General features: G+C 54.1%; 14 protein-coding genes, 1 tRNA gene and 1 pseudogene. 4 read left to right on the top strand and 12 right to left on the bottom strand.

The features are described from left to right. Position 1: 1 nt before the first annotated feature. The 9 genes from ACYVI1_RS01560 to ACYVI1_RS01600 all read right to left on the bottom strand — a co-directional run bounded on the left by ACYVI1_RS01560 (position 2) and on the right by ACYVI1_RS01600 (position 11419). Positions 2-2557, bottom strand: a complete 2556-nt coding sequence (locus ACYVI1_RS01560) for an ATP-dependent Clp protease ATP-binding subunit (RefSeq protein WP_460905990.1) — start codon at positions 2555-2557, stop codon at positions 2-4. Between the two features lie 19 nt (positions 2558-2576). Continuing rightward, positions 2577-3503, bottom strand: a complete 927-nt coding sequence (locus ACYVI1_RS01565; protein WP_460905992.1) for a hypothetical protein — start codon at positions 3501-3503, stop codon at positions 2577-2579. 225 nt (positions 3504-3728) lie between these two features. Further along, a complete protein-coding gene (locus ACYVI1_RS01570) occupies positions 3729-4886 on the bottom strand; it encodes a hypothetical protein (protein WP_460905994.1) in 1158 nt (385 codons plus the stop codon). A 105-nt stretch (positions 4887-4991) separates the two neighbouring features. Next, positions 4992-5936, bottom strand: a complete 945-nt coding sequence (locus ACYVI1_RS01575) for a hypothetical protein (protein ID WP_460905996.1) — start codon at positions 5934-5936, stop codon at positions 4992-4994. A gap of 55 nt (positions 5937-5991) precedes the next feature. Beyond that, on the bottom strand, positions 5992-7842 hold the full coding sequence (locus tag ACYVI1_RS01580) for a type VI secretion system baseplate subunit TssF (protein ID WP_460905998.1): 1851 nt from the start codon (positions 7840-7842) through the stop codon (positions 5992-5994). A 72-nt stretch (positions 7843-7914) separates the two neighbouring features. Then, a complete protein-coding gene (locus ACYVI1_RS01585) occupies positions 7915-8346 on the bottom strand; it encodes a GPW/gp25 family protein (RefSeq protein WP_460906000.1) in 432 nt (143 codons plus the stop codon). Positions 8347-8360: 14 nt separating this feature from the next. Continuing rightward, on the bottom strand, positions 8361-9269 hold the full coding sequence (locus tag ACYVI1_RS01590; protein ID WP_460906002.1) for a hypothetical protein: 909 nt from the start codon (positions 9267-9269) through the stop codon (positions 8361-8363). A gap of 204 nt (positions 9270-9473) precedes the next feature. Then, positions 9474-11150 (bottom strand): phospholipase D-like domain-containing protein, encoded by a 1677-nt coding sequence (locus ACYVI1_RS01595; protein ID WP_460906004.1) that lies wholly within the window; start codon positions 11148-11150, stop codon positions 9474-9476. A gap of 197 nt (positions 11151-11347) precedes the next feature. Continuing rightward, positions 11348-11419, bottom strand: a tRNA-Glu gene (locus tag ACYVI1_RS01600). Positions 11420-11668: 249 nt separating this feature from the next. Between ACYVI1_RS01600 and ACYVI1_RS01605 the strand changes: the two genes are divergently transcribed. The 4 genes and pseudogenes from ACYVI1_RS01605 (at position 11669) to ACYVI1_RS01620 (ending at position 17596) form a co-directional block, all read left to right on the top strand. Further along, positions 11669-14260: a M14 family metallopeptidase gene (locus ACYVI1_RS01605; protein WP_460906006.1), complete on the top strand. Its 2592-nt coding sequence runs from the start codon at positions 11669-11671 to the stop codon at positions 14258-14260. 101 nt (positions 14261-14361) lie between these two features. Then, positions 14362-14813: pseudogene (gene tnpA, locus ACYVI1_RS01610) on the top strand (IS200/IS605 family transposase). Between the two features lie 257 nt (positions 14814-15070). Continuing rightward, positions 15071-17311, top strand: a complete 2241-nt coding sequence (locus ACYVI1_RS01615) for a carbohydrate binding family 9 domain-containing protein (RefSeq protein WP_460906008.1) — start codon at positions 15071-15073, stop codon at positions 17309-17311. Between the two features lie 96 nt (positions 17312-17407). Further along, complete coding sequence (locus ACYVI1_RS01620) at positions 17408-17596, top strand: hypothetical protein (protein ID WP_460906010.1); 189 nt, start codon at positions 17408-17410, stop codon at positions 17594-17596. 66 nt (positions 17597-17662) lie between these two features. Here the strand turns inward: ACYVI1_RS01620 and dapA are convergent, their stop codons facing one another. The 3 genes from dapA to ligA are packed head-to-tail and all read right to left on the bottom strand — an operon-like array spanning position 17663 to position 21403. Next, positions 17663-18574, bottom strand: a complete 912-nt coding sequence (gene dapA / locus ACYVI1_RS01625) for a 4-hydroxy-tetrahydrodipicolinate synthase (RefSeq protein ID WP_460906012.1) — start codon at positions 18572-18574, stop codon at positions 17663-17665. 59 nt (positions 18575-18633) lie between these two features. Then, positions 18634-19185, bottom strand: coding sequence for a hypothetical protein (locus tag ACYVI1_RS01630; RefSeq protein ID WP_460906014.1), 552 nt, complete (start codon positions 19183-19185; stop codon positions 18634-18636). A 52-nt stretch (positions 19186-19237) separates the two neighbouring features. Then, positions 19238-21403 (bottom strand): NAD-dependent DNA ligase LigA, encoded by a 2166-nt coding sequence (gene ligA / locus ACYVI1_RS01635; protein ID WP_460906016.1) that lies wholly within the window; start codon positions 21401-21403, stop codon positions 19238-19240. Positions 21404-21516: the final 113 nt, after the last annotated feature.

Consider the following 21516-nt stretch of genomic DNA (forward strand, 5'->3'; position numbering starts at 1 on the left):
CTTAAGCGGGTTGAGCCGACACGTCGGCGGGTTGGTCAACAGTTGGCTGAACAGGCATTTCGGCATCTGTAATTGTCCATTGCAGTTCATCCTCCTGCAACCCTACATGAACCCTTGACCCCTTCGTCACGTCGCCAGCAATGATCATCCGGGAAATGGGACGTCGTAGCTGGTTCCGAATCACACCCTTAAGTTGCCGCGCTCCATATTGGGGCGTAAAGCCTGACAAGGCTAAGTGTCGCTGAGCTTCATCCGTAAGATCAAGCGTAATACCCTGTTTGGTTAGCTGGTCGGTCAGACCACGCAGGTGCAGATTGAAAATCCGGACGGCGTTTTCCTCCGAAATGGGCGCAAAAGGCACAATCTCGGTCAGGCGGGCCAGAAACTCCGGTCGAAAGTGGCGGCTCATGGATTCCATCAGTTCCGTAGTGGTAGGAATCTGCCCCTCCCCAAATCGCTGAATCACCAACTGACTACCGATGTTGGACGTAAACAGAACGACCGCGTCCGAAAAGTCGCCCTCTTTGCCTAAGCGGTCGTGCAGACGGCCCTCATCGAGAATTTGAAGGAAAATGTCGAATACGGATGGGTGCGCTTTTTCAATCTCATCGAACAGCACCACCGAGTAGGGTTTTTCGCGGATTTTATTCACCAGCAACCCACCTTCTTCGTAGCCGACGTAGCCCGGCGGTGCCCCATAAAGCAAAGCCGCCGAATGTTCTTCCTTAAATTCCGACATGTCGAACCGAATCAGAAACGACTCATCGTTGAACAGAAAATCGGCCAGCGACTTGGCTAATTCGGTTTTTCCGGTGCCGGTTGGCCCCAGCAAAAAGAACGAACCAATGGGCTGACCCGCTTTTGTCAGGCCGGAACGGGCTTCCAGAATGGCATCGGCTACGGCCTTCACGGCATGGTCCTGACCAATTACGCGCTGTTTCAGCACCTGATCCATGGCCAGCAGTTTGTCGCGCTCCTGGCTTTGTATTTTCCCCAGCGGAATGCCCGTTTTGTGGGAGATAACAGCGGCAACGTCGTGGCGATCCACACTTGTTTTCGCCGTTGCGGTTAGGGCCGTGAGCCGTTCCAGCGTTTGCCGAATGTGGTCGGTTAAGGTTGGCACCGACGCGAACGGGTCGGCTACCGGCTCATCGTCGGGGGCTGTGTCGGCGGTTACGTTTGCCAGTAGAATCGGGCTGATTTTATTTTCCAGTTCCTGATGGAGGTACCGCAGATCGCGCAGCGAGTTAACCCCGTCATCATTGGCAATTAACTGGTCGAGCTGCCCGGTAAGCTGCTCTACCTCGGCGGGCGTTCGTTCGCTAATCATCCGCACCGCCGACAGCGTGCGGTCGAGCAGGTCGATGGCGGCATCGGGCAGGCGACGATTGCGGCTGTAGCGTTTGGCAAGCGTTACGGCTTCGGCAACGGCTTCGACCCCAACGCTGAGCTGGTGGTGTTTCTCATAGAACGGCACTAAGCGCTGAATCATCCGAATGGCCGTTTCCACGTCTGGCTCCTCCACCCGCAGCACGTCGAACCGGCGGCTGAAGGCTTCGTCCGTTTCAATGTATTTCCGGTATTCATCGAGCGTAGTTGCGCCGATAACCGTCAGATTTCCTTTTGCCAGTTCAGGTTTGAGCAGGTTAGCGACACCGGTGCCAAGCGGTCCCCGGCTGTCCAGAAGCTGGTGAATTTCGTCAATAAAAAGGATAATTTTGGCGTCCTGTTTCAGTTCTTTGAGGATGCTTTTCAGACGGTCTTCCACCTCCCCTTTATAGGAGGCTCCGGCCACCAGCGCCCCCAGATCAAGTTCGAGCAGGCGGGCATTTTGCAGATGATTCGGCACTTGCCCGGCCACAATGTTCAGGGCGAACCCATCGGCTAAGGCCGTTTTGCCAACGCCCGGCTCCCCCACCAGAATAACGTTGGGTTTGGTGCGTCGGCCCAGGGTTTCGGTCATCATCCGTACCTCACGGTCGCGGCCCAGAATGGGGTCTAACCGGCCTTCGGCAGCCATCGCCGTTTTGTCGACGCAGTACCGCAGCAACGCCTGCCCCGATGCCCCCGACGACGGGCTGGCTACCCGCTGACCATTCGCTTTGCTGTCGGGCGCAACCGCCGTTTCTACGTCGGCATCGGCTAAGGCAGCCTGCATCAGGTCGGCCTGCGTGAGGGGCAGGCTCCGCAGTTGCTCGGCACTAAAGGCCAAACCCGGCTTAAGCAGAGCCGCCAGTACACAAACGGCATCGGTCTGAGATTTACCTAACTGCATGGCTACCAGGTCGGCCAGTTCCATGGCGGTTTTTACCTGCTCATCGCCCGGTGGATTGGGCGACAGCCGGCTCGATTTCGGGCTGGCTTCTACACGCACCTCGGCCCACTCGCGCAGGTAGGGTACATCCTGCCCCAGTACGGCCAGCCACGAAGCCAGGCCGACCTCGTTGTGCAGCAGGCCCATGAACAAATGCGCCGGAGCAAACAGCTCGTTCTGATATTCTTTTGAGAGGGCCTGGGCAATCTGTATGGCCCGTTTAACGCTTTCAGTGTATGCCATCACAATAAGGGGGTTAGCATCAGTCGGAGCCTAACCGGCGCAGTTTGTCATTAATGGCAGTCATGCGCTGTTTGGCATCGGGGCGGGTATTTTTTTCAAGCGTTTCTACAGCAAACTCATAGAGCGGCCGTCGCCAGAGTGGGGGTCGGTTGGTGGCATCAGCTTTCTTCTCGCAGCGCTCAACAATGTCCATCTCGACATCGGCCCGCGACACGCCCGCAACCGACGGAGCTGAAGCGGGAGCAGGACTACTGCCAGCCGCTTTAAGCTGTTCCTGGAGTTGGGTAATCCGATTTTGCGCGGTCACCATTCGGCTGGTGCACTCCTGAAACTGCGACAGGTAATTGGGGCCACCTCCCCCACCGCCCGATGGCGCCGGGGCGGCTGCCGGTGCCGCCGTTTTAGCCGCCAGAATCTTGAGCATGTCATTTTCTTGCCGGGCCTGAACCAGGGCCGCTGTCAGCTTATCGATCTGGCTGGCGTCGATGCCCTTCTTGTCCAGCACGTCGCGCAGGTAGCTGATGCTGTTGCGGTAGGTGAGCACGGCATCGTATGCCCCCACAATTCCCTGCGAAAGCTGTTTATTAAGCGGCTGTAGCTGGGCGGTATCGGCCTTTAGGCCATTCACCTGCTGTTGAAGGCCGCTTTCTAAGCCAGAGAGTTGTGTTTTTAAACTTCCCTTTTCAATGTCCGTTGCTTTCAGGTACGCCTGATCGGTGGTTTGGAGGGTCTTAAGATTGGCCGTTACCCCGTCCATCGGCTTCATCAGTTTCTGGCTCTGTTCGGTCAGGGTTTCATTCAGCCGGGCATTTTCCTGTTTCAGCACGTAGTTGGGCGCACTGAACAGCAGATACACGGCCAGCAGCGGCACGCTGAGTGACAGGCAATAGACGCCCAGAAATCGGCCAAAAGCCTCCTGCCGTTCGGGTTTGTTAAGGGGTTCCATGGGTTAAAAAAAGAGGATTAAAAAGTTAGTTGACTTTCGGCTAACGGGTAAGTCCCCTCACCCCAACCCCTCTCCCGGAGGACGAGGGGCTTAACCATACGTTTTTTTAGCCCCTTGCCCTCCGGGAGAGGGGTTGGGGTGAGGGCAAGTGTCCGTTCCGGCAGCAAAACAGTCAATGTTAACCTATTTTCAGACAGACGCTTAAACTCACTTATTAAGCGGTAATTATCCCAGCGGACTCCAGCGCGAACGCGGTTTTTCGGGTGGGGTTTCTTTGACCTCGTGTTCAATAATAAACACGTTTTGGCCCTTGCGCTTGCCGATGAAATCCAACTGAGCCAGTTTGTAAAACACGTTCGTCAGGGTTCGATAAAACGTGTCTACCTCCGTTAAAAGGGTGCTTAACTCGGTATGTTCGTAGGGCAGTTGCAGGGTTGCATTGAGCTGGGCTTCCAGGGCGCCCGGTGTCAGGTCGGCCCACTCGCTGATATAGCCCACAAATTCTTCGCGCTCCTTCCCACTCAGCATAGTCATCACCACCCGAACGGCCTGAATGGGCCGCAGCAGCACCTCAGCCATTTGAATGGGCGGTTCATAAGGGATAATCCAGCTAAACCGCGTACTGATGTCGCCCAGGGTGAAGGCAATCCGCTCGGCCAGGAGCAGTGTGCTGCTCTGGAGGGCATTTTTAGGGTCTCGTTCCTTGCTGCGCTGGAGAATTTTGTAGGCGTTGGTTTCCAGCGATTCGAGGTGTTTGCCAAATTGCTGATGCCATTGCTGGAGCCGGGGCAGGCTGTGAACCGATGTGCAGGCAGGCATATAGTCGGTGTCCTGCTGTACCTCGCCATTGCCATAACGCACCCGCCCGACAATCAACTGATAACTCAATTCGCCCGCACGAACCTGCGCCGATGGCACGACGTCGAGCCGGTAGTTGGGCCGGGTGTGGGGGTGGCGGGGGGGCGTTTCGGTCAGGATTGGTTCGCCGGTCGGGATACGGGTGAAGGGATCGACCGTCAGCACGACGTCGAAGGTTTGGGGTTTGCCGGTTTGCAACCCGTAGGTTTCGGCCAGCGACGCAAATGAGGTTGTACAGGTGAGCGAATCTGTTGGATTATGGTAATCAATCCGGCCGCCGTGGGGGCTGATGGCCCGGCAACTGCGGAGCTGGACCCGGATCTGCTGGTTAAAATCGCACTGAATCTGCATATCGAGTGCATTGTCGGCGGGCAGAATTCCGTAACGAAACCGCGATAGACCCAGCGCATTGCTATCGCGCAGTTGGTCGTGCATAAAGTTTTCCCATTCGGTGAAGTGCCGACGGGCAATTTTCATACCATCAACCCAGTTGACAGGTGGGTAGGTAAGTTGAGGTATAGTCATGATAGAGTGGTTATCGGTTAATTAATGAACAATGTAGAATGAACAATGTAGAATGAATAATGAAAGGGTTTGGTGCAGCATTATTCATTCTACATTATATACACGTTATATACACGTTGTAAAATCCAGGCGCCCAACGGCGTCTTCATCGGTCAATAAAAACGTATCATCAAGGGCTGAGGTATCCAGTTCCGTGCTGAGTTCTACATCTAAAGGAACCAGATAGCCACTCAGCCATTGGATTAGTTGCCTTCCATTACCACCTGGCAGATAAGCCGGTACCCGTTCCCTGCGGTCAATATGCACGGTTAACCGGAGTTGGGGTCCTTCGTTGTTCAGCCAACCGTCAACGACCGACGTACTGCCCAACTCCCACTCGCCCAGCGGAGCCGACCGGGCTGTATGAGCATCCACCAGCTTCATGCCCGGCGGGTCGAACTGCAAATTCACAGCCTCTTCGAGCAGTTGCCCGAAGCAGGCTGTCATACCGGCTATGTCGCCCGCCAGCCGGTGCATGACGGGCAGCATATACAACAGACGCTGGGACTGGAGTGGCGTCAGAAACTCCGGCAACTCCCAGAACTGCCCCAGCACGCCATCCGACGCGCGCATATCCGTCCGAAACGGATAGGTTCGTCCCTCCTGCTCCACCCGGATGCGCTGTCGAAAAAACTCCTGCTCGATGGGTAAGAAAAAACGCCGTGCTGCCTTCTCCCGCTGGCGCTGCGTTTGCATCTCGAGCAGTATGGTCTCCGTCGAAGCCGATGTTTCGTTGGTTGTCGGCTGATGAAATACCCCTTCCGGCAATAGATCATAGAGACCGTTCCGGTTCAGCTCGATTTGCAGCCATCGTTGCGAACTGTACTGCGACTCCACCCACTCCGTCCGGTTTATGTCGCGACCAAACGCCCGCCTGAACGCCCCAACCGGATTCAGAATCAGGTCATCGAGGGAAATGCCCTGATCGAGCATATCGGCCAGCACGACTTCGGCCCGCAGGTCGACCGGCAGGTGATTCAGGCGTTCGGCGTAATCGTTTAACAGTTCCATTTGAGTAGTGAATTACTGTAACACGGGTTTCCACCGCTCCGGCGGCCCGGCCGCGCTACAGGACAACAACTTCATAGGGCAGGGCTGCCACCGACTGCGCCTGCAGGCTAAGCTGGAGCAAGCGGATCTGCTGCTCCCAGTCGGTGGGAGCATATCGACTCGTTGCTGAAGGCTGGAGCGTTACCCGGATGCACCGCTGAAAACCGTTTGTCGGCACCGGATCAACGCGAAAGGCCCGTTCCACCCGCACCGACTGAAGATTCGCTCCCAGTTCTGCCCAGCATACGGCCCGCACATCCTCTACCGTTACCACCCGATTGCGGGTCAGCAATGCCCGTTTATACTGCGTAATTTTCTCCGAATCTTTGGGGCGTTCGCGCCCTCCGCTGGTGCTGGTCATCAGAAAGCCGGACTCTTTGCGAAGGAGTGTATCGCTATACGGATTAAGCCGGCTACCGACCGGCAATCGGTTCGCTACTTCGCCATCGCAGGTCCAGTATTCAATAAATACGGTTTCGCCGGGTTGTTTAGGCTTGATTATCAGGTAGGGAATCGCGTCGCGCTTACGGGTTTTCTGGTCAACCTTCGCTTCGAGCCGGGCCATTGCCTGGTTCAGTTCCCGAATGACCGACGACAGAAAATCTTCGCCCAAAGCCGCGAACGATGCACTTTCATCACGCAATAAATCCAGTAAATTAACCAATGTCTGACGGGCATCCCGGTCGTCGAACCGGCTGACCCCGTACTGTATCGTGTAGGTATCGGCCACTAAGTCAGTCAGGTTGCCAAGCGGAGTGGCGGTTAGCTGGCGGTTCTGACCTGTTCGCACCTCCCGCACGGCTAAAAAGTACCGGTCGGTGTCGAGCGGGATGATGTTGAGATTTTGCTGGAGCCGGTAGGTAATCCGGTGGAGACGCCGATTTATGACCGGCAGGCAGTTTATTCCGCACACCATCCCTGCCAGTGCCTGCAAACCGACCGTGTGCGGCAATTGCAGTTCAATCCACCAAAGCGGTTCGCGCAGGGTTCGTAAGTCCCGCTCGGCAAACCACTTCCCGAACTGGGCCGGATAAGCCTGGCGGGGTGCGCTACCTGCCCGAAATGGTGGGGCGGCTTTTACGGTGATAAAATGACGCCCGGAAGCGGCTACGGCTTGTTTCTCGACCGAATACATCACATTGAATTCACTGTCTATGGGCGTTCCCGGACTGGCTGGGGCACTGCTTTCTGGCAGGCCTGCCTGAACGGTCAGGCTTTGTTCGCCCAGCCGCCAGGGGCTACCCGCGAACAGGGCCGGATAGCTCCCCCGCTCAACCTCAGCCGACCAGTCGAAAAAGAACGAAATCCCGTCCAGAGAGGCAATGCTATCGTCCAGTTCCAGGCCAAGCCAAAGTGATTGATAAGGCAGTATGGCCGGTGGCCCCTGACTTTGAGCAACGAGCGTTTTCTGCGTCGTCTCATCCACCCGAAACAACGCATCGGTTGTGGCGATGCAGCGAACGGCGCCATCGACGACGGAATACGTGCCCGCGGGTGAAAAATAAACGTCCTGGACCTGTGTACTGGCCGAATCGGGGCGGGCGGCCCCGGCCCGTTTGTGACACAACTGGGTGGTTACTGGCAGAGACGACTGTGGGTCAACGGGACGCACCTGAGCAATACCGAACGCGGGGCGGGCCACGTTGGGTTCGGGGTGCAGTACCTGCGCCAGCCGGTCCAGCAGCCGGTTCTGGGTAGTACCAATCTCAACCGACACCCGCTCGAACTCCACCGCGCAGGCTTCAATCAGCAGCGACACGAGTGGATCAAAGCTATCGAGGTCCGTCTCGGCATAGCCCCACAGGTCGGCAGCCCGGCGTAGCATTCGGGTTTTAACGCGCTCACGGGCAAAACCTTCCGTCATCATCGTATTGTTTCAAGTTTCAGGTTCAGGTTTCATGTTGGCGTCTTGTAACATGGAACCTGAAACCTGAACCATTTATTCGGTTGACAGTGGGGCTAAAAACAAGCTTCGCTGAAACGAAAAGCGTTCGTTAGTTCGTGATAGCAGGCCATCAATCCAGATACTCAGCCGACGTTTTACCCGGCGGTTTGTTTGGCTTAACTGCATTTCCTGGTCCGTCAGTTCGACCCGTATCCGCACCTGTATAAGCCGCTTTTCGTGGGCAGCTACCGACGTTTCAATTGACTGCCGGATATCTTCTTTCCACCGGCTATTGGTCTGATTAACAAAGTCTTCATCCCATAAACTGCATCCAAACGTTTCATCGAAGCGCGACTCGGCGAAGTGCGTCGTGAGCATTAAGTACAGGTTTTGGGCGATCGACTGCGGCAACGAGCAGGTTGGATGCGGTTTGTGCTCCAGTACCTCGTCTAAACGTAAGGGCAGGGCGTAGTAAGGCTGTGGCATAAGGCGGCCATTCGTTAGAAGCGGAATAACAGACCGGCCCCCACCCCCACGCTGTTCATGGCCACGTTGATGCTGGGTGACTGATTGACATCGATGCCATCTTTTTTGGTCGTCGTATAGTCGCCCTGGTCTTTATACTCGGTGATGGAGTTGGTTTTCGTTACAACACCGCCCTTGGTTTCGCTATAGGAGCGCCTGAGTTCTTTCGGCTTGAACGATTGGTTATAGGCCACAATCTCGGCAAAGCCCCGCAAACTCTGACTCAATCGAAACTGAATGCCCAGCGCGGCCTGATACCCGATGGCCAGACTATTATCTGCGTAGTTATTTTGGGTATCGCCGGTTGAACTGGCGCCGGCGGTGGGTACGTTCAGACTTGTTTGAACCAGTTTATAATCGAGCACAATCCCGCCAACAAGCCCCAGCCGGTTGTAGATATAGTAACTGGGCCGTGAGAGTGCTTTAAACGTAACATTCGGGATAATGGAGAGGACTCTGAGGGTTGTCAGGCTGTTGCTGGTATAGGTGTAGTTGCTGCCTTTGTAGGTATAATCGGTCTTAATGTCGGTGCCAAACAGCATGTCGGCATCAATCCCGACGTTAATAAAGTCGCTGAGGATGGTGCCAATACCAACACCTGCCCGGAGTCCCGCGCCCAATCCCGTTGAGTTGGTTTTAAACGAAGTTACCGACCCGGACGACGAAACACTGGAGCCGACCTGCGATCCGGGGGTGAGCAGGCCATAGAAGCCATACGCTTTAATGTAGAAGGGCGATTCGACCGCTTTTGGCTTGCGGGGAGCTTTCGGGTTCGTTCCTGAATTGTCAGCGTGAACAATCGTGTTCAGGTCAGTTGCAGGCTGCGCCATAGTGGCACATACCGCCAGGCTAAAAAGCAGCGTGAGGCACTTATGTCTAATCATTGGGCTTGTCTGGTTAGCTGAATGAGACTCTTTCGTATATTAAGTTGACTAATAGGCCATTGCATTTAACGAAAGACAAATAAAAGGATTAAATAACGAGCGTCATAGCGTATAAATACGCGTCCTGCCAGGCAGAAATCCGGGTTTAAATCCGTATTGTTAAAATTAGACGGCAGCGATTGACAGGCTGGGTAAAAACTGATTCTACTTACCTGAAAAATACACCCGGCGGAGCGACCGGGGATGCGTTGGATCGAAATAATCATGCTGCCAGCCATCGTCGGCAATCAGGTAATTCGGCTTCCAGTCGGCCTCGTCTATACCCTGTTGCTGCGCTATTTTTACGGCTTCCCGGTAGGCGTAATGGGTATGAAGCCGCATAAACTCGCCGAGGTAACAATCCGCCACCCGTTTGTCATTGCGTATGACCAGCATGTTCTCGTCGTTGATGTCGGTGCTGGCCCCGCTGAAGTTAGCCGAGCCGGTAATCGTCACCGGATTTTCGCCGAGCGGGTCAACCAGCATGTATTTGGTATGTATCCAAAGAACATGGGTTTGAATACCATCATGGTCAAAGGGTCTGTCAATTTCTTTAACCCAACGGTCAAAGGCGTTCAATGTCAGGCGGTTTCCGAGCGCCACCACCACATTGGGCAATTTCCGAATCCGGGCAATGTCAATTTTGCCCTGCGCTAAACCAGCGCCAGCCCCTTCTTTTTCCATGAGGGCAAAACGCAGCACCCCGTCGTTCTGCTCATACACCTGCTGGAAAACCTTGTTCATTCCAAAGGCAAAGGTCATGAACAGCCCTTTTTGAGCGCTGTTGGCCACCTGGGCGTACCAGCTTAGTACAGACTTGCCCAAATGGGGTGAAAATACCACGGTAATATCCTTGTTCCAGGGGTTGGGCGGAGCCGGGTTATTGGTGCCCAGCCAGTTTTGGGATTCCTCTTTGGTGGGGTCCTCCCGGAGTTTCTTCAAATAGGTTAAATAGGTTGTCGCCACCCCAGCGTCGTCTACGATATGACCCACATTCGAGTGGCCAAAAATACCGTTTTCGGTCAGGTTAGTCGAACCCGTCCAAACGGCAACGGCCTGGTTTTGGTTGGTGAGTACCAAAAACTTGTTGTGCATCAGTTTACCCTTCACTCGCTGGGTAGTCAGGTTATTAATCCCTGCCTTCTCAACGGCTTCGATATTCCGCTCTCGGGGGCCGCTGCCGCCCGCAATGGCATCATAAAGCACCTGAACCTGGACACCTCGTGCTGCGGCTGCTTTGAGGGCTTCGAGTACGCCCGGCCACTGAAATTCGTATATGGCTCCGTGCAGCGCAAAATCTGGTCCGGTTGCCCGCGCAATAAAGGTAATCAGTGCTTCGAAAAGACCCCGCGATAGCCAGTCGTAGGCCAGTTGGCCTACGACTGGCGGCTTCCGATCCTGAAACCGGCGGGTATACTCCTGTGAAGCGGCCGTGCCCCGGTTAAAGTAGATCGAATGAACATTACCCGTTATAGGCTCTGTTTTGATCGTAACCGCATTAGCCTCGCCCTCCGTCAGGTGGGTCGGGCTACCGTAGAGTGGCACTACCGTATAGGTATAAAGTTGACCGGGTTCGACACTGTAGTCGCTCCATTGAAATGATTGGAAGGGGTGCTCCCGGCTCGATACCGGCACGGCTGGATCAGGATGGGGTAAGGTCGCTTCAAAGGTTTTTATACCCCTCATCCAGAACGTCTCCTGATTGGTATGGTCTTCGCGTTTGATAGCGAACCCCAGACAGCCGACCCGCTTCTGGCCACTGAAGTCAAGCCCCAGGGTAACTACACGCATGCCGGCAACGGCAAAAATAGTAAGGTCTTTAGGTAACGATTTTTTACGCATGGACGTAAGGTTGGGGATAGGTGATATATAGGAGAAATATAGACACCTATTTCCAACCTCAGGCTACCGTTCAATAAGTATGCACTTAAAAGTAATTCCGAACGGGTTGCATTGGGAGAGCGGAGCGGGCAACGTTGCTACAATCAATCTAACGCAAAAAAGCCCGCCAAATCTGGCGGGCTTTTTTCACTTGTTAGTGACCGATACGGGAATCGAACCCGTGTTACCGCCGTGAAAGGGCGATGTCCTAACCGCTAGACGAATCGGCCGTCTTGTGCCCAAGACCCAACGTGTTGGCTGGTTAGCCGCCCCGTTGGCGAAACGTGGTGCAAAGGTAAGTCTATGTTTTTATAATGCAATAATGCCCATCAAATTTTTTCCAAAAAAAGGGTTTCTGCATGATTTACTGCTATTTTTGAGGAAGTTAGCTTCGGCGTAGGGGCGGTCTCTACATTAATAGAGATAGACCCTATGTTGTCAATAATGCCCTTTCAGGGCGGGTACTTATTTCCAATTTTATGAAACATATCTTGTTGCTGGCGGGCCTGACAGTCGGGTCATTGTCAGCTTATGCCCAGGCCCCTGCTTCAGCATCAACCGATGCTGTGGACTCGCCCGCCAAATTTCTTGGCTACAAAGTCGGTGACCGATTCACACCTCACCACCGCGTGTTAGCCTACGCCGAACAGGTAGCCCGTCAGCTACCGAAGCGCGTTAAACTCATCCCCTACGGCACCACCTACGAAGGTCGGCAACTGATGGTTGTAGCCGTCGGGTCGGAGGCCAGCCTGGCTCGTCTGGACGAAATTCGCACTAATAACCTAAAGCGAATTGGGTTGCTGGAAGGTGGTTCGACACTCGGCAACCCGACAGCAGCCGCCCAGCCGCCTATTGCCTGGCTTAGCTATAATGTTCATGGCAACGAGGCTGTTAGCTCGGAAGCCTTTATGGAGGTGCTGCATCGGCTGTTGAACGCAACGGATGCCGTTTCGCAAAAAATCATGAATACGACGGTGGTCATCCTCGACCCCGGCCTGAACCCCGATGGCCACGACCGCTACGTGAACTGGTACAATCAGATGCTGGGCCGCGCTGCCGATCCAACGCCCTCAGCACGGGAACACCAGGAGCCCTGGCCGGGTGGTCGATACACGCACTATCTGTTCGACCCTAACCGCGACTGGGCCTGGCAAACGCAGGAAATTACCCAACAGCGGATGGCACTCTACCAGCAATGGATGCCGCAGCTCCACGGCGATTTCCACGAAATGGGGGTAGAGAGTCCATACTATTTTGCGCCCTCAGCCAAACCCTATCACGAAGATATCACGCCTTTTCAGCGTAAATTCCAACAAACTATTGGCGACTATTGCAGTCGCTATTTTGACCGCAATGGCTGGCTGTATTACACCCGCGAACGCTTCGACTTGTTCTACCCAAGCTACGGCGATACGTACCCAACCTACAACGGGGCCATTGGCATGACCTTTGAGCAGGGTGGTAGTGGCCGGGCCGGGCTGGCCATCGAGAAGGCCGATGGCGATACGCTCACCCTGCGCCAGCGCATCGACCACCACGTTGCTGCCAGCATTGCCACCCTCGAATCGGTTGCCGACCGACCGGCTGAACTGGTGAAAGAGTTCGGTCAATTTTTCGACAAGGCCCGCAACACGCCCATTGGTGCGTATAAAAGCTACATTATTAAGTCGAATGGCGATGCGGGCCGGTTAAAAGCGCTGCAACAACTGCTGGACCGGAATAAGATCCAGTTCGGCTACGCGGGCAAGGCGCAGACGCTGCCCGGCTACAACTATACGACCCAGAAGAATGATAAAAGCGTTTCGGTGGCTGCCGAGGACATCGTTATTAGTGCCTACCAGCCAAAATCGACGCTGCTGAAAATACTGTTCGAGCAAAATTCGGCTCTGGAAGATTCGGCCACCTACGACATCACGGCCTGGTCGCTGCCCTATGCCTTTGGCCTGCAAACCTACGGGTCGACCACGCGGCTAACGCCGTCATCGACAGCCCCAACCACCACTACCTTACTGACTGCATCGACTCCGGCCACCAAACCTTACGCCTACGTTGTGCGGTGGCAGTCATTACCCGCCGTACAGATGCTGGCCGGTTTGCTGAAACAGAAGGTTAGAGTACGGGCCGCCGAGAAGCCCTTTGAACTGGAAAACAAAACGTATCCATCGGGTACGCTGATTGTTCCCCGGTCGGGCAATGAACGGTTTGGCGACCGGTTCGACGCACTCATCCGGGCCGAGGCCACCCGAACCGGTGCTGATTTCACCCCCGTCCAAACCGGCTTCGTGACGAAGGGGTCTGATTTTGGTTCCGATTTCGTGACAGGTCTGAAGGCTCCGCGCGTGGGGTTGGTGGTTGGCGATGGCACGCCCCCTCCATCGGCAGGCGAAGTCTGGCACTTTTTCGACCAGGAACTCAACTACCCGGTTTCGCTGCTGGACATCAACACGTTAGCCAACGTCGAATGGAATAAATTAGACGTGGTGGTGCTCCCAACCAACTACAATTACGGTCGCTTTTTGAACGACAGGGTTCTGTCGTCCCTCAAAGAATGGATTCGGTCGGGCGGTAAACTCATTGCCCTGGAGCGGGCGGCCTCGTTCCTGGCCGGAAAAGATGGATTTGCGCTAAAGGAGAAAGAGGAAAAGCCGGGAGATAAAGACAAATCTGCCAAAGATAAAGCTAACCCGGCTGATTCGCTCAAACTCTACGTCGACCGCGAACGAACGGCTATTTCCGACGAGACACCGGGGAGCATTTATCGCGTCAGCATCGACACGACTCACCCGCTGGGCTTCGGGCTTACAGGCGGTTATTATTCGCTGGTACAAAATGCCTATAATTTTGATTTCCTAAAAGATGGCTGGAATGTAGGCTACCTGAAAGCGGATAATTACGTCGCTGGTTTTTCGGGCCGCAATGCCAGGGAGAAACTAAAAAATACGTTGCTGATGGGCGTTCAGAGCATTGGCCGGGGCGCCGTTGTGTATCTCGCCGACGACCCACTATTCCGGGGATTCTGGTATAACGGCAAACTGCTGTTTGGCAATGCCGTGTTTATGGTGGGAAATTAGCCATAACGCTAACGAACCTATAACGAATTCATAGGGCGTTGCCCTATGAATTCGTTATAGGTTCGTTAGTATATTCGCCCAATGATAACCAACCTCCCCCTATGCCCCAATCTCTGACCAACGTTTATGTTCACCTCATATTTAGCACCAAATACCGCGAACCGATTATTGGAGACGACGTAAAAGACGAACTATATGCATACTTAGGCGGAATCTGTAAACAACTGGAATGCAACCCCATAAAAGTTGGCGGTTATTACGACCATGTTCATATTTTGTGTACGCTATCGAAAAAGATAGCCCCATGAAATTGCTGGAAGAAGTAAAAAAAAGCTCGTCCAAATGGATGAAAACTAAAGGTCGCGCTTACCAGAATTTCTATTGGCAGGATGGGTACGGTGCCTTTTCGGTCAATCCCTCGCAGGTCAATGTGGTCGTTCGCTACATCAACAATCAATACCAGCACCATGAGCAAACCTCCTTTCAGGACGAATGCCGGGGTATCTTTCAAAAATATGGGATGGCCTATGATGAGCGTTATGTGTGGGATTGAGCGTTCGGGAGCCACCTAAGCCACAGGGTCCACAAGGCATCGCCCTGTGATAGTGATGAAGCCCCGTTAGGGCCGCAAAGTATCATGTGGAATTTTGCCCTGAAAGGGCATCATCAATAGCATGGGACATCGCCCTATGAATCCATCAAATGGGGCATCGCCCTATGAATCCATCAAATGGGGAATTGCCCTATGAATGGGGTAAATCAGCCGTATCTTTACGTTTATGTATTGGCTGCCTTAAACTTCCTCTTTTGGTGAGACGTCTCCTGCTTCTTTCGGCTATCGTTCTGTCAATAAATCATTCGGCGCTGCTGGCGCAGAAGAAAAACGAGAGCTACCAGCTTCACATCAGCCGGACGACCTCGCCGGTTGTTATCGACGGGACTATTGACGAAGCCGCCTGGCAGGTTCCCGAAGTAGCCACGAATTTCTGGATGGTGCTGCCCATGGATACCAGCCGCGCCCGCGTTCGCACCGATGTTCGGATGACCTACGATGATAAAAACCTGTATCTGAGTGCGGTTTGTTATCATGGCGACGTTGCCGGGCCATACATTGTTGAATCGCTCCGGCGCGACTGGGCTTTCGCCAAAAATGACAATTTCATCTTTTTCATGGATACCTTCGATGACCAGACCAATGGCTTCACGTTCGGCACCAATGCCGCCGGAGCGCAATGGGATGGCCTTCTCTACGAAGGGAGCAAAGCCAATCTGAGTTGGGATAACAAGTGGACATCATCGGTCCGCAATTACCCCGACCGTTACGTACTTGAACTGGCCATTCCGTTTAAAACCATTCGCTACAAACGAGGTATTACGCGCTGGGGCATTAATTTCAGTCGGCAGGATTTGAAAACTACCGAAAAATCATCCTGGACACCCATCGAACGTCAGTTTCCAACGGCAGCCCTGGCCCTGACCGGCGTCTTAGTCTGGGATCAGCCACCGCCCCAGCCTGGCCCCAATATCTCGCTGATTCCCTACGTGCTCTCCGGCCTGACCCGCGATTACCAGAACAGCGTGCCCAACAAATACCGCGTCGATGCGGGTGTCGATGCCAAAGTGGCCATCACCTCGTCGCTGAATCTGGACCTGACCGTGAACCCCGATTTTTCGCAGGTCGATGTCGATCAGCAGGTGACCAACCTCGATCGATTCGAACTGTTTTTCCCCGAACGGCGGCAGTTTTTTTTAGAAAATGGCGATCAGTTTACCAACTTCGGCTATGCCACGATTCGCCCGTTTTTTAGCCGTCGGATTGGCCTCGGTGGCGTACCCATTCGATTCGGAGCACGGCTGAGCGGCAAGCTGAATAAAGACTGGCGCATCGGGCTGATGGACATGCAAACCGGGCGCGTAGACGAACTGGGATTGCCCGCCCAGAATTTCGCCGTGATGGCCCTGCAACGGCGGGTGTTTGCCCGCTCGAACATCGGCGTTATGTTTGTCAATAAAGAGTCGCTTGCCTATGAGCCAATTACCGACAAACCCGTTTACTCCCGCTATAATCGCAATGTTGGGCTGGAGTATAACTTAGCCTCAGCCAATAATTTATGGTCAGGCAAAGCGATGTACGTCAAATCGTTTAGTTCTCAGCCATCTATCTCGGGACAAACGACTGAATCAACGCCGGGCGATGAAGCTGTTTATGCCGCCAATTTACAGTATAATAGCCGCAAGTGGCTGATTGGCGTGCAGGTCGAGTCGGTTGGCAAAAACTACAGTGCCGAAGCGGGTTATGTGCCGCGCCGGGGCTACGAGCGGCTTATGGCAACTCTTGGCTATACGTTTTTGCCAACGGGCGGCAGCATTCTGAGTCACGGGCCAACGCTCATGTCCACGTATTTTTTCGACCCAGCCTGGCGGCAGAGCGACAACTCGAGCTATCTGGGTTATACCTTTACGTTTCGAAGCAAAAGCGTATTTACTGGCTGGGTTGCCACCGATTTCGTTCGGTTGCTGCAACCCTTCGACCCAACGAACACGGGCCGCGAAACCCTGGCCACCGGCACAGAACATCGCTGGACAGCCTGGGGAACGCAGTTTATCTCGAAACCCCAGAGTGTGTTTACGTATGGTTTCACAACGCGCTATGGTGGCTATTACGCCGACGGCACGCGCCTGAATCTAACCGCCGACCTGGGCTACCGCTTTCAGCCCTACGTGAGTCTGGCTGCCAGCGCCAGTTACAACGACATCCGGCTGCCGCAACCCTGGGGCCGAACGACGTTCTGGCTGGTTGGTCCGCGCTTCGACCTGACGCTGACCAACACGCTGTATCTGACCACGTTTGTGCAGTATAATGAGCAGCAAAAAAACATGAACATCAACGCCCGTGTGCAGTGGCGTTATAAACCCGCATCCGATTTTTTCTTAGTCTATACCGATAATTATCTGCCCAATTCGGCGCAAATCGGTCAGGATGTGCCAGGCTTCTTTTCGGTCAAAAATCGGGCGTTGGTGCTGAAGTGGACCTACTGGTGGAACCTCTGACGCACAAGGGTTTAAACAAACTGAAGGTATGGTAGTTACATTCGCAATTGCCGACGGGCAAGCAACTAAATGAACTACACGAAACAATCAACGTTTATGAAAACCCTGCTGCGTTTTTTCCCAACAGCCCTTGTGGCTCTGTTTCTGACTTTCTTTCTGACCAGTTGTGCAGCCATTGGCGACATTTTTGAAGCCGGTGCCTGGACAGGCGTCATTGGTGTGATTCTGGTTATTGGCATTATCATCTGGGTAGTATCCAAACTGTTTGGCGGGGGGCGGGGCTAAACGCGCCTGCTCACAAAAAAAGCCGACTCCAGCGAGGGGTCGGCTTTTGTGTTTGTTTGTGCTTGTCTACGCCACCAACTCCAGCAGCCCATCGCGCTGAAGCACAGCCCGCTGGCGTTCGCTCAGGCCGTCGGAAGCCCGCATGAGCGGCAATCGGACTTCGGCTGAAATCAGGCCTAAAATCTCCAGGATATTTTTGACCCCAACCGGATTGCCTTCTTCATACAGCAACGGGTCTATCCGCAGGAAATGGCCAAGTTCTTTTTGGGCAAAAGCAAAATCACCCCGCAGAGCCGCGTCGATCAGGCCCGTAAATTTAGCCGGAAACGCATTGGCAATCACCGACATAACGCCTACTCCGCCGATGCTGATGATGGGTACACCCTGCACATCATCGCCGGAAATGAGCAAAAAATCACCGGGTTTGTCGCGGGCAATTTCCATGCACTGCTCAATCACGCAGGAGGCTTCTTTCACCCCAATAATGTTCGGGTGTTGCGCCAGTTCGCAAATGGTTTCGGCGGTCATGTTGATGCCCGTTCGGAACGGAATGTTATAGAGAATGACCGGCACCGGGCTGGCGTCGGCAATGCGGGTAAAATGTTCGATGACGCCCCGCTTGCCAGGTTTGTTATAGTACGGGCAAACCGACAGGATGGCGTCGACGCCCTCAAAATCAATGGAGTTCATACCCGACACTATCTCTGCCGTGACGTTGCCGCCAACGCCGAATACGATAGGCAGATTCTTTGGGTTATTTTCCTTGAGGTAGTGCAGCAACTGGGCTTTTTCGGGCTTCGTCACCGTGGGCGATTCGCCGGTTGTGCCCTGCAGAACGATGTACCGCACACCCCCGTCGGAAATGTGCCGGACGATGCGGCCAAAGCCGTCGAAGTCAATGGATTGGTCGGCATTGAAAGGCGTTACAATGGCAACGCCGACGCCGTGAAATTTGCCGTAGGGAATACGAGTATCCATTCGTGGAAACGGGAATGTAATGCGGCAAAGTTACGGGAAATTAGGCAGGAAATTGAGTTTTAAATCGCAGCCACCGGTTGTGAAAAGTCGCGGGGCGTGAATCCTTCGGGATTAGCCAGTTCAACTACATCGTCATTGATACGTGCCAGCATCACACCCATCTTTGTCAAGGCTGCTTTCGCTTCTTTGCTGGCCTCAACGTAGGCCACCAGGCAAAGCATTTTTTTTCCCTGGTGTTCGGGGTGAAAGTAAGCGAAGTTATCAATCATATCCTTAATCTGGTCGATGTCCCGTTCACGCAGATTGCTCTTTACCTCTACAATCACCACCGTATTTACAGTACCATTGGCGTAGCCAAGCACATCAATCTCCTGTGTTTTTCCTTCTTTTCGCGTTCGCACACGGGTACTGATGGTCTCCATGCCAAACTGCTTCCGCAATGTCTTTTCCATCGACGGAAAGGCCATGCCTTCTGTAAACGAACCAAATTTATCGCCAAGCCCGCCAATCAGTTTGGCGTTTTCTTTTGTAATTCGGTCAGTTTCTTTCTGACTTTCCGCAATCTGCCTTAAAACAACTTTAATCTCATCAAAACTGGTGTTCGCTTCCATTAGTTAACGGCTTATAAGTGCACAAAGATAGCAGAATCAGTGCTATTACTGCTTACACCTCAAGCATGGCCATAAACTCATCTTCGCTAAGCAGCGGCACGTTCAGTTTCTGCGCTTTTTCAACCTTCGAGGGTCCGGCATTTTCGCCTACAATCAGGTAATTTAGTTTTTTGGAAATGCCACGTAGTACTTTTCCCCCATGGGCCGCAATCCGATCTTCGAGTTCTTCGCGGCTGAAATTGACAAACGTACCGGTATACAGGAACGTTTTGCCCGCCAGCGCATCGCCTTCCTGCTCGACTACCTTTTTCTCGCCCACAAACGGCAGCCCAGCCGCCCGCAGCCGCTCGACATATACCCGATTGTCGGCGTCGGCGAACCAGTCGGCGAGGCTCTGGGCAATGCGCGGCCCCACATCCGGCACCCCCGCCAGCATGTCGAAAGGGGCTTTCATGAGGTCGTCTATGTTGCCAAAGTAATCGACAATCCGCTCGGCGGTGGTACTGCCCACGTAGCGGATGCCGAGCGCAAAAAGCACCTGGGCAAACGACTGCCCTTTTGAGCGTTCGATGGCCGTCAGAATATTATCGACGGTCTTCTGACCAAACTTTACTACGCGTATTTTGCCGGATTCCTCCAGTCGGAGTGCCCGGTCCGTTGTCATGGCATCACCGCTGTCACGGTCGGGATATGCTTTTTCGAGGCCCAGCAACTGGTCGTTTGTCAGGTCGTAGAGATCAGCGGGGGTTTGCACTAAGCCCCGGTCAATGAGCAACTGAATTTTCCCTTCGCCGAGGCTTTCGATGTTCATGGCCCGGCGCTGAATGAAATGCTCGAAGCGGGCCTGCCGCTGGGGAGGACATCCCCGTTCATTGGGGCAATAGAAATGGGCTTCGCCTTCCTTCCTGACCAACGGAGTTCCGCAGGCAGGACACGTGGCTGGATAAACAATCGGCTGACTTTGGCTGGTACGCCGGGCAAGGTCGACGCCCGTTATTTTTGGGATAATCTCCCCGCCTTTTTCGACGAAAACGGTGTCGTGCATCATCACCCCTAAGCGTTCAATTTCGTTGGCGTTGTGCAGCGATGCCCGCTTCACAATCGTACCGGCCAGCAATACGGGTGTCAGGAGGGCAACGGGCGTGACAGCCCCCGTGCGACCGACCTGGTACCGAATGTCGTTCAGCGTGGTGTTGGCCGCTAAGGCCTTGTATTTAAAGGCGATGGCCCATCGTGGACTTTTGGCCGTGAATCCCAGTTCGCGCTGCTGGTCGTAGCGATTCACTTTGATAACGATACCGTCGGTGCCGAGGGGCAACGCAAAGCGTTTGGTTTCCCAGTCGCTGATATACAGCATCACATCCCGAATGCCGGCGCATTTTCGCCAGGTTTGCGACACGTTGAAGCCCCATTGTTTCAGAGCAATCAGACTCTCTTCGTGGGTTTGGAACACATCGGTGTCGGACAGAAACGAATACAGGTAGCAATCGAGCCGACGTTTGGCGACAGCGCCCGAATCCTGCTGTTTGAAGGTTCCCGACGCGGCATTGCGCGGATTAGCCAGCAGCGGTTCGCCAATATCGTCGCGCTCTTTGTTGATCCGCTCAAACTCGGCAAGCGGCAAAAAACCTTCACCCCGAACTTCAAACAGAGCCGGGGGCAGGGAGCGCGGGGCAGGGGACTCTGCATCGCCAAAGTCGATAGCCATTTGCCCTGCTCCCAGTTCCACGCTCCCTGCCCCCGGCTCTATGCGTAAGGGCATAGTGCGAATGGTGCGGATATTGTTGGTAATGTCGTCGCCACGAACGCCATCGCCACGGGTTGCGCCCTGCACCAGCACGCCATTTTCGTAGGTCATGCTGAGGGCAACGCCATCGAATTTAAGCTCACAGATGTAGTCGTAGTCCTGCCCGTTAAGTCCTTTCCGCACCCGCTTGTCGAACTCGACAAGGTCCTCTTCCGAATAGGTATTGCCGAGCGACAGCATCGGGAAACGGTGGTAGACCGTTTTGAATTCTTTGCTGATTGTGCCACCCACACGGGCCGTTGGCGAATCGGGCTGGCGAAATTCAGGGTAGTTGTGCTCAAGTTCAGTTAGTTCGGCCAGCAGTTGGTCGAAGGTGAAATCATCTACCTCCGAACTACTGTTCTGATAATACTGGTAATTATACCGATTCAGGCGGTCGGTTAAGTCGGCAATGCGTTCGTGGGGTGTCATAAAAAAGTTGTTAGTCCGTAGTCGCTGGTCGTTTGTGAGGGCCACACCAGTGGTGCAGTTTCGTTAGCTGCGAATCACCCTCGACTACTAACTAACAACTTTACCACCAACGA

It is taken from the genome of Spirosoma areae, from assembly GCF_054781775.1.

Coding starts and splice junctions, on each gene's coding strand:
- ACYVI1_RS01565 (WP_460905992.1), bottom strand. CDS start 3,503: ATGGAACCCCTTAACAAACCCGAACGGCAGGAGGCTTTTGGCCGATTT.
- ACYVI1_RS01595 (WP_460906004.1), bottom strand. CDS start 11,150: ATGCGTAAAAAATCGTTACCTAAAGACCTTACTATTTTTGCCGTTGCC.
- ACYVI1_RS01560 (WP_460905990.1), bottom strand. CDS start 2,557: ATGGCATACACTGAAAGCGTTAAACGGGCCATACAGATTGCCCAGGCC.
- ACYVI1_RS01575 (WP_460905996.1), bottom strand. CDS start 5,936: ATGGAACTGTTAAACGATTACGCCGAACGCCTGAATCACCTGCCGGTC.
- ligA (WP_460906016.1), bottom strand. CDS start 21,403: ATGACACCCCACGAACGCATTGCCGACTTAACCGACCGCCTGAATCGG.
- ACYVI1_RS01605 (WP_460906006.1), top strand. CDS start 11,669: ATGAAACATATCTTGTTGCTGGCGGGCCTGACAGTCGGGTCATTGTCA.
- ACYVI1_RS01580 (WP_460905998.1), bottom strand. CDS start 7,842: ATGATGACGGAAGGTTTTGCCCGTGAGCGCGTTAAAACCCGAATGCTA.
- ACYVI1_RS01590 (WP_460906002.1), bottom strand. CDS start 9,269: ATGATTAGACATAAGTGCCTCACGCTGCTTTTTAGCCTGGCGGTATGT.
- ACYVI1_RS01570 (WP_460905994.1), bottom strand. CDS start 4,886: ATGACTATACCTCAACTTACCTACCCACCTGTCAACTGGGTTGATGGT.
- dapA (WP_460906012.1), bottom strand. CDS start 18,574: ATGGATACTCGTATTCCCTACGGCAAATTTCACGGCGTCGGCGTTGCC.
- ACYVI1_RS01630 (WP_460906014.1), bottom strand. CDS start 19,185: ATGGAAGCGAACACCAGTTTTGATGAGATTAAAGTTGTTTTAAGGCAG.
- ACYVI1_RS01585 (WP_460906000.1), bottom strand. CDS start 8,346: ATGCCACAGCCTTACTACGCCCTGCCCTTACGTTTAGACGAGGTACTG.
- ACYVI1_RS01620 (WP_460906010.1), top strand. CDS start 17,408: ATGAAAACCCTGCTGCGTTTTTTCCCAACAGCCCTTGTGGCTCTGTTT.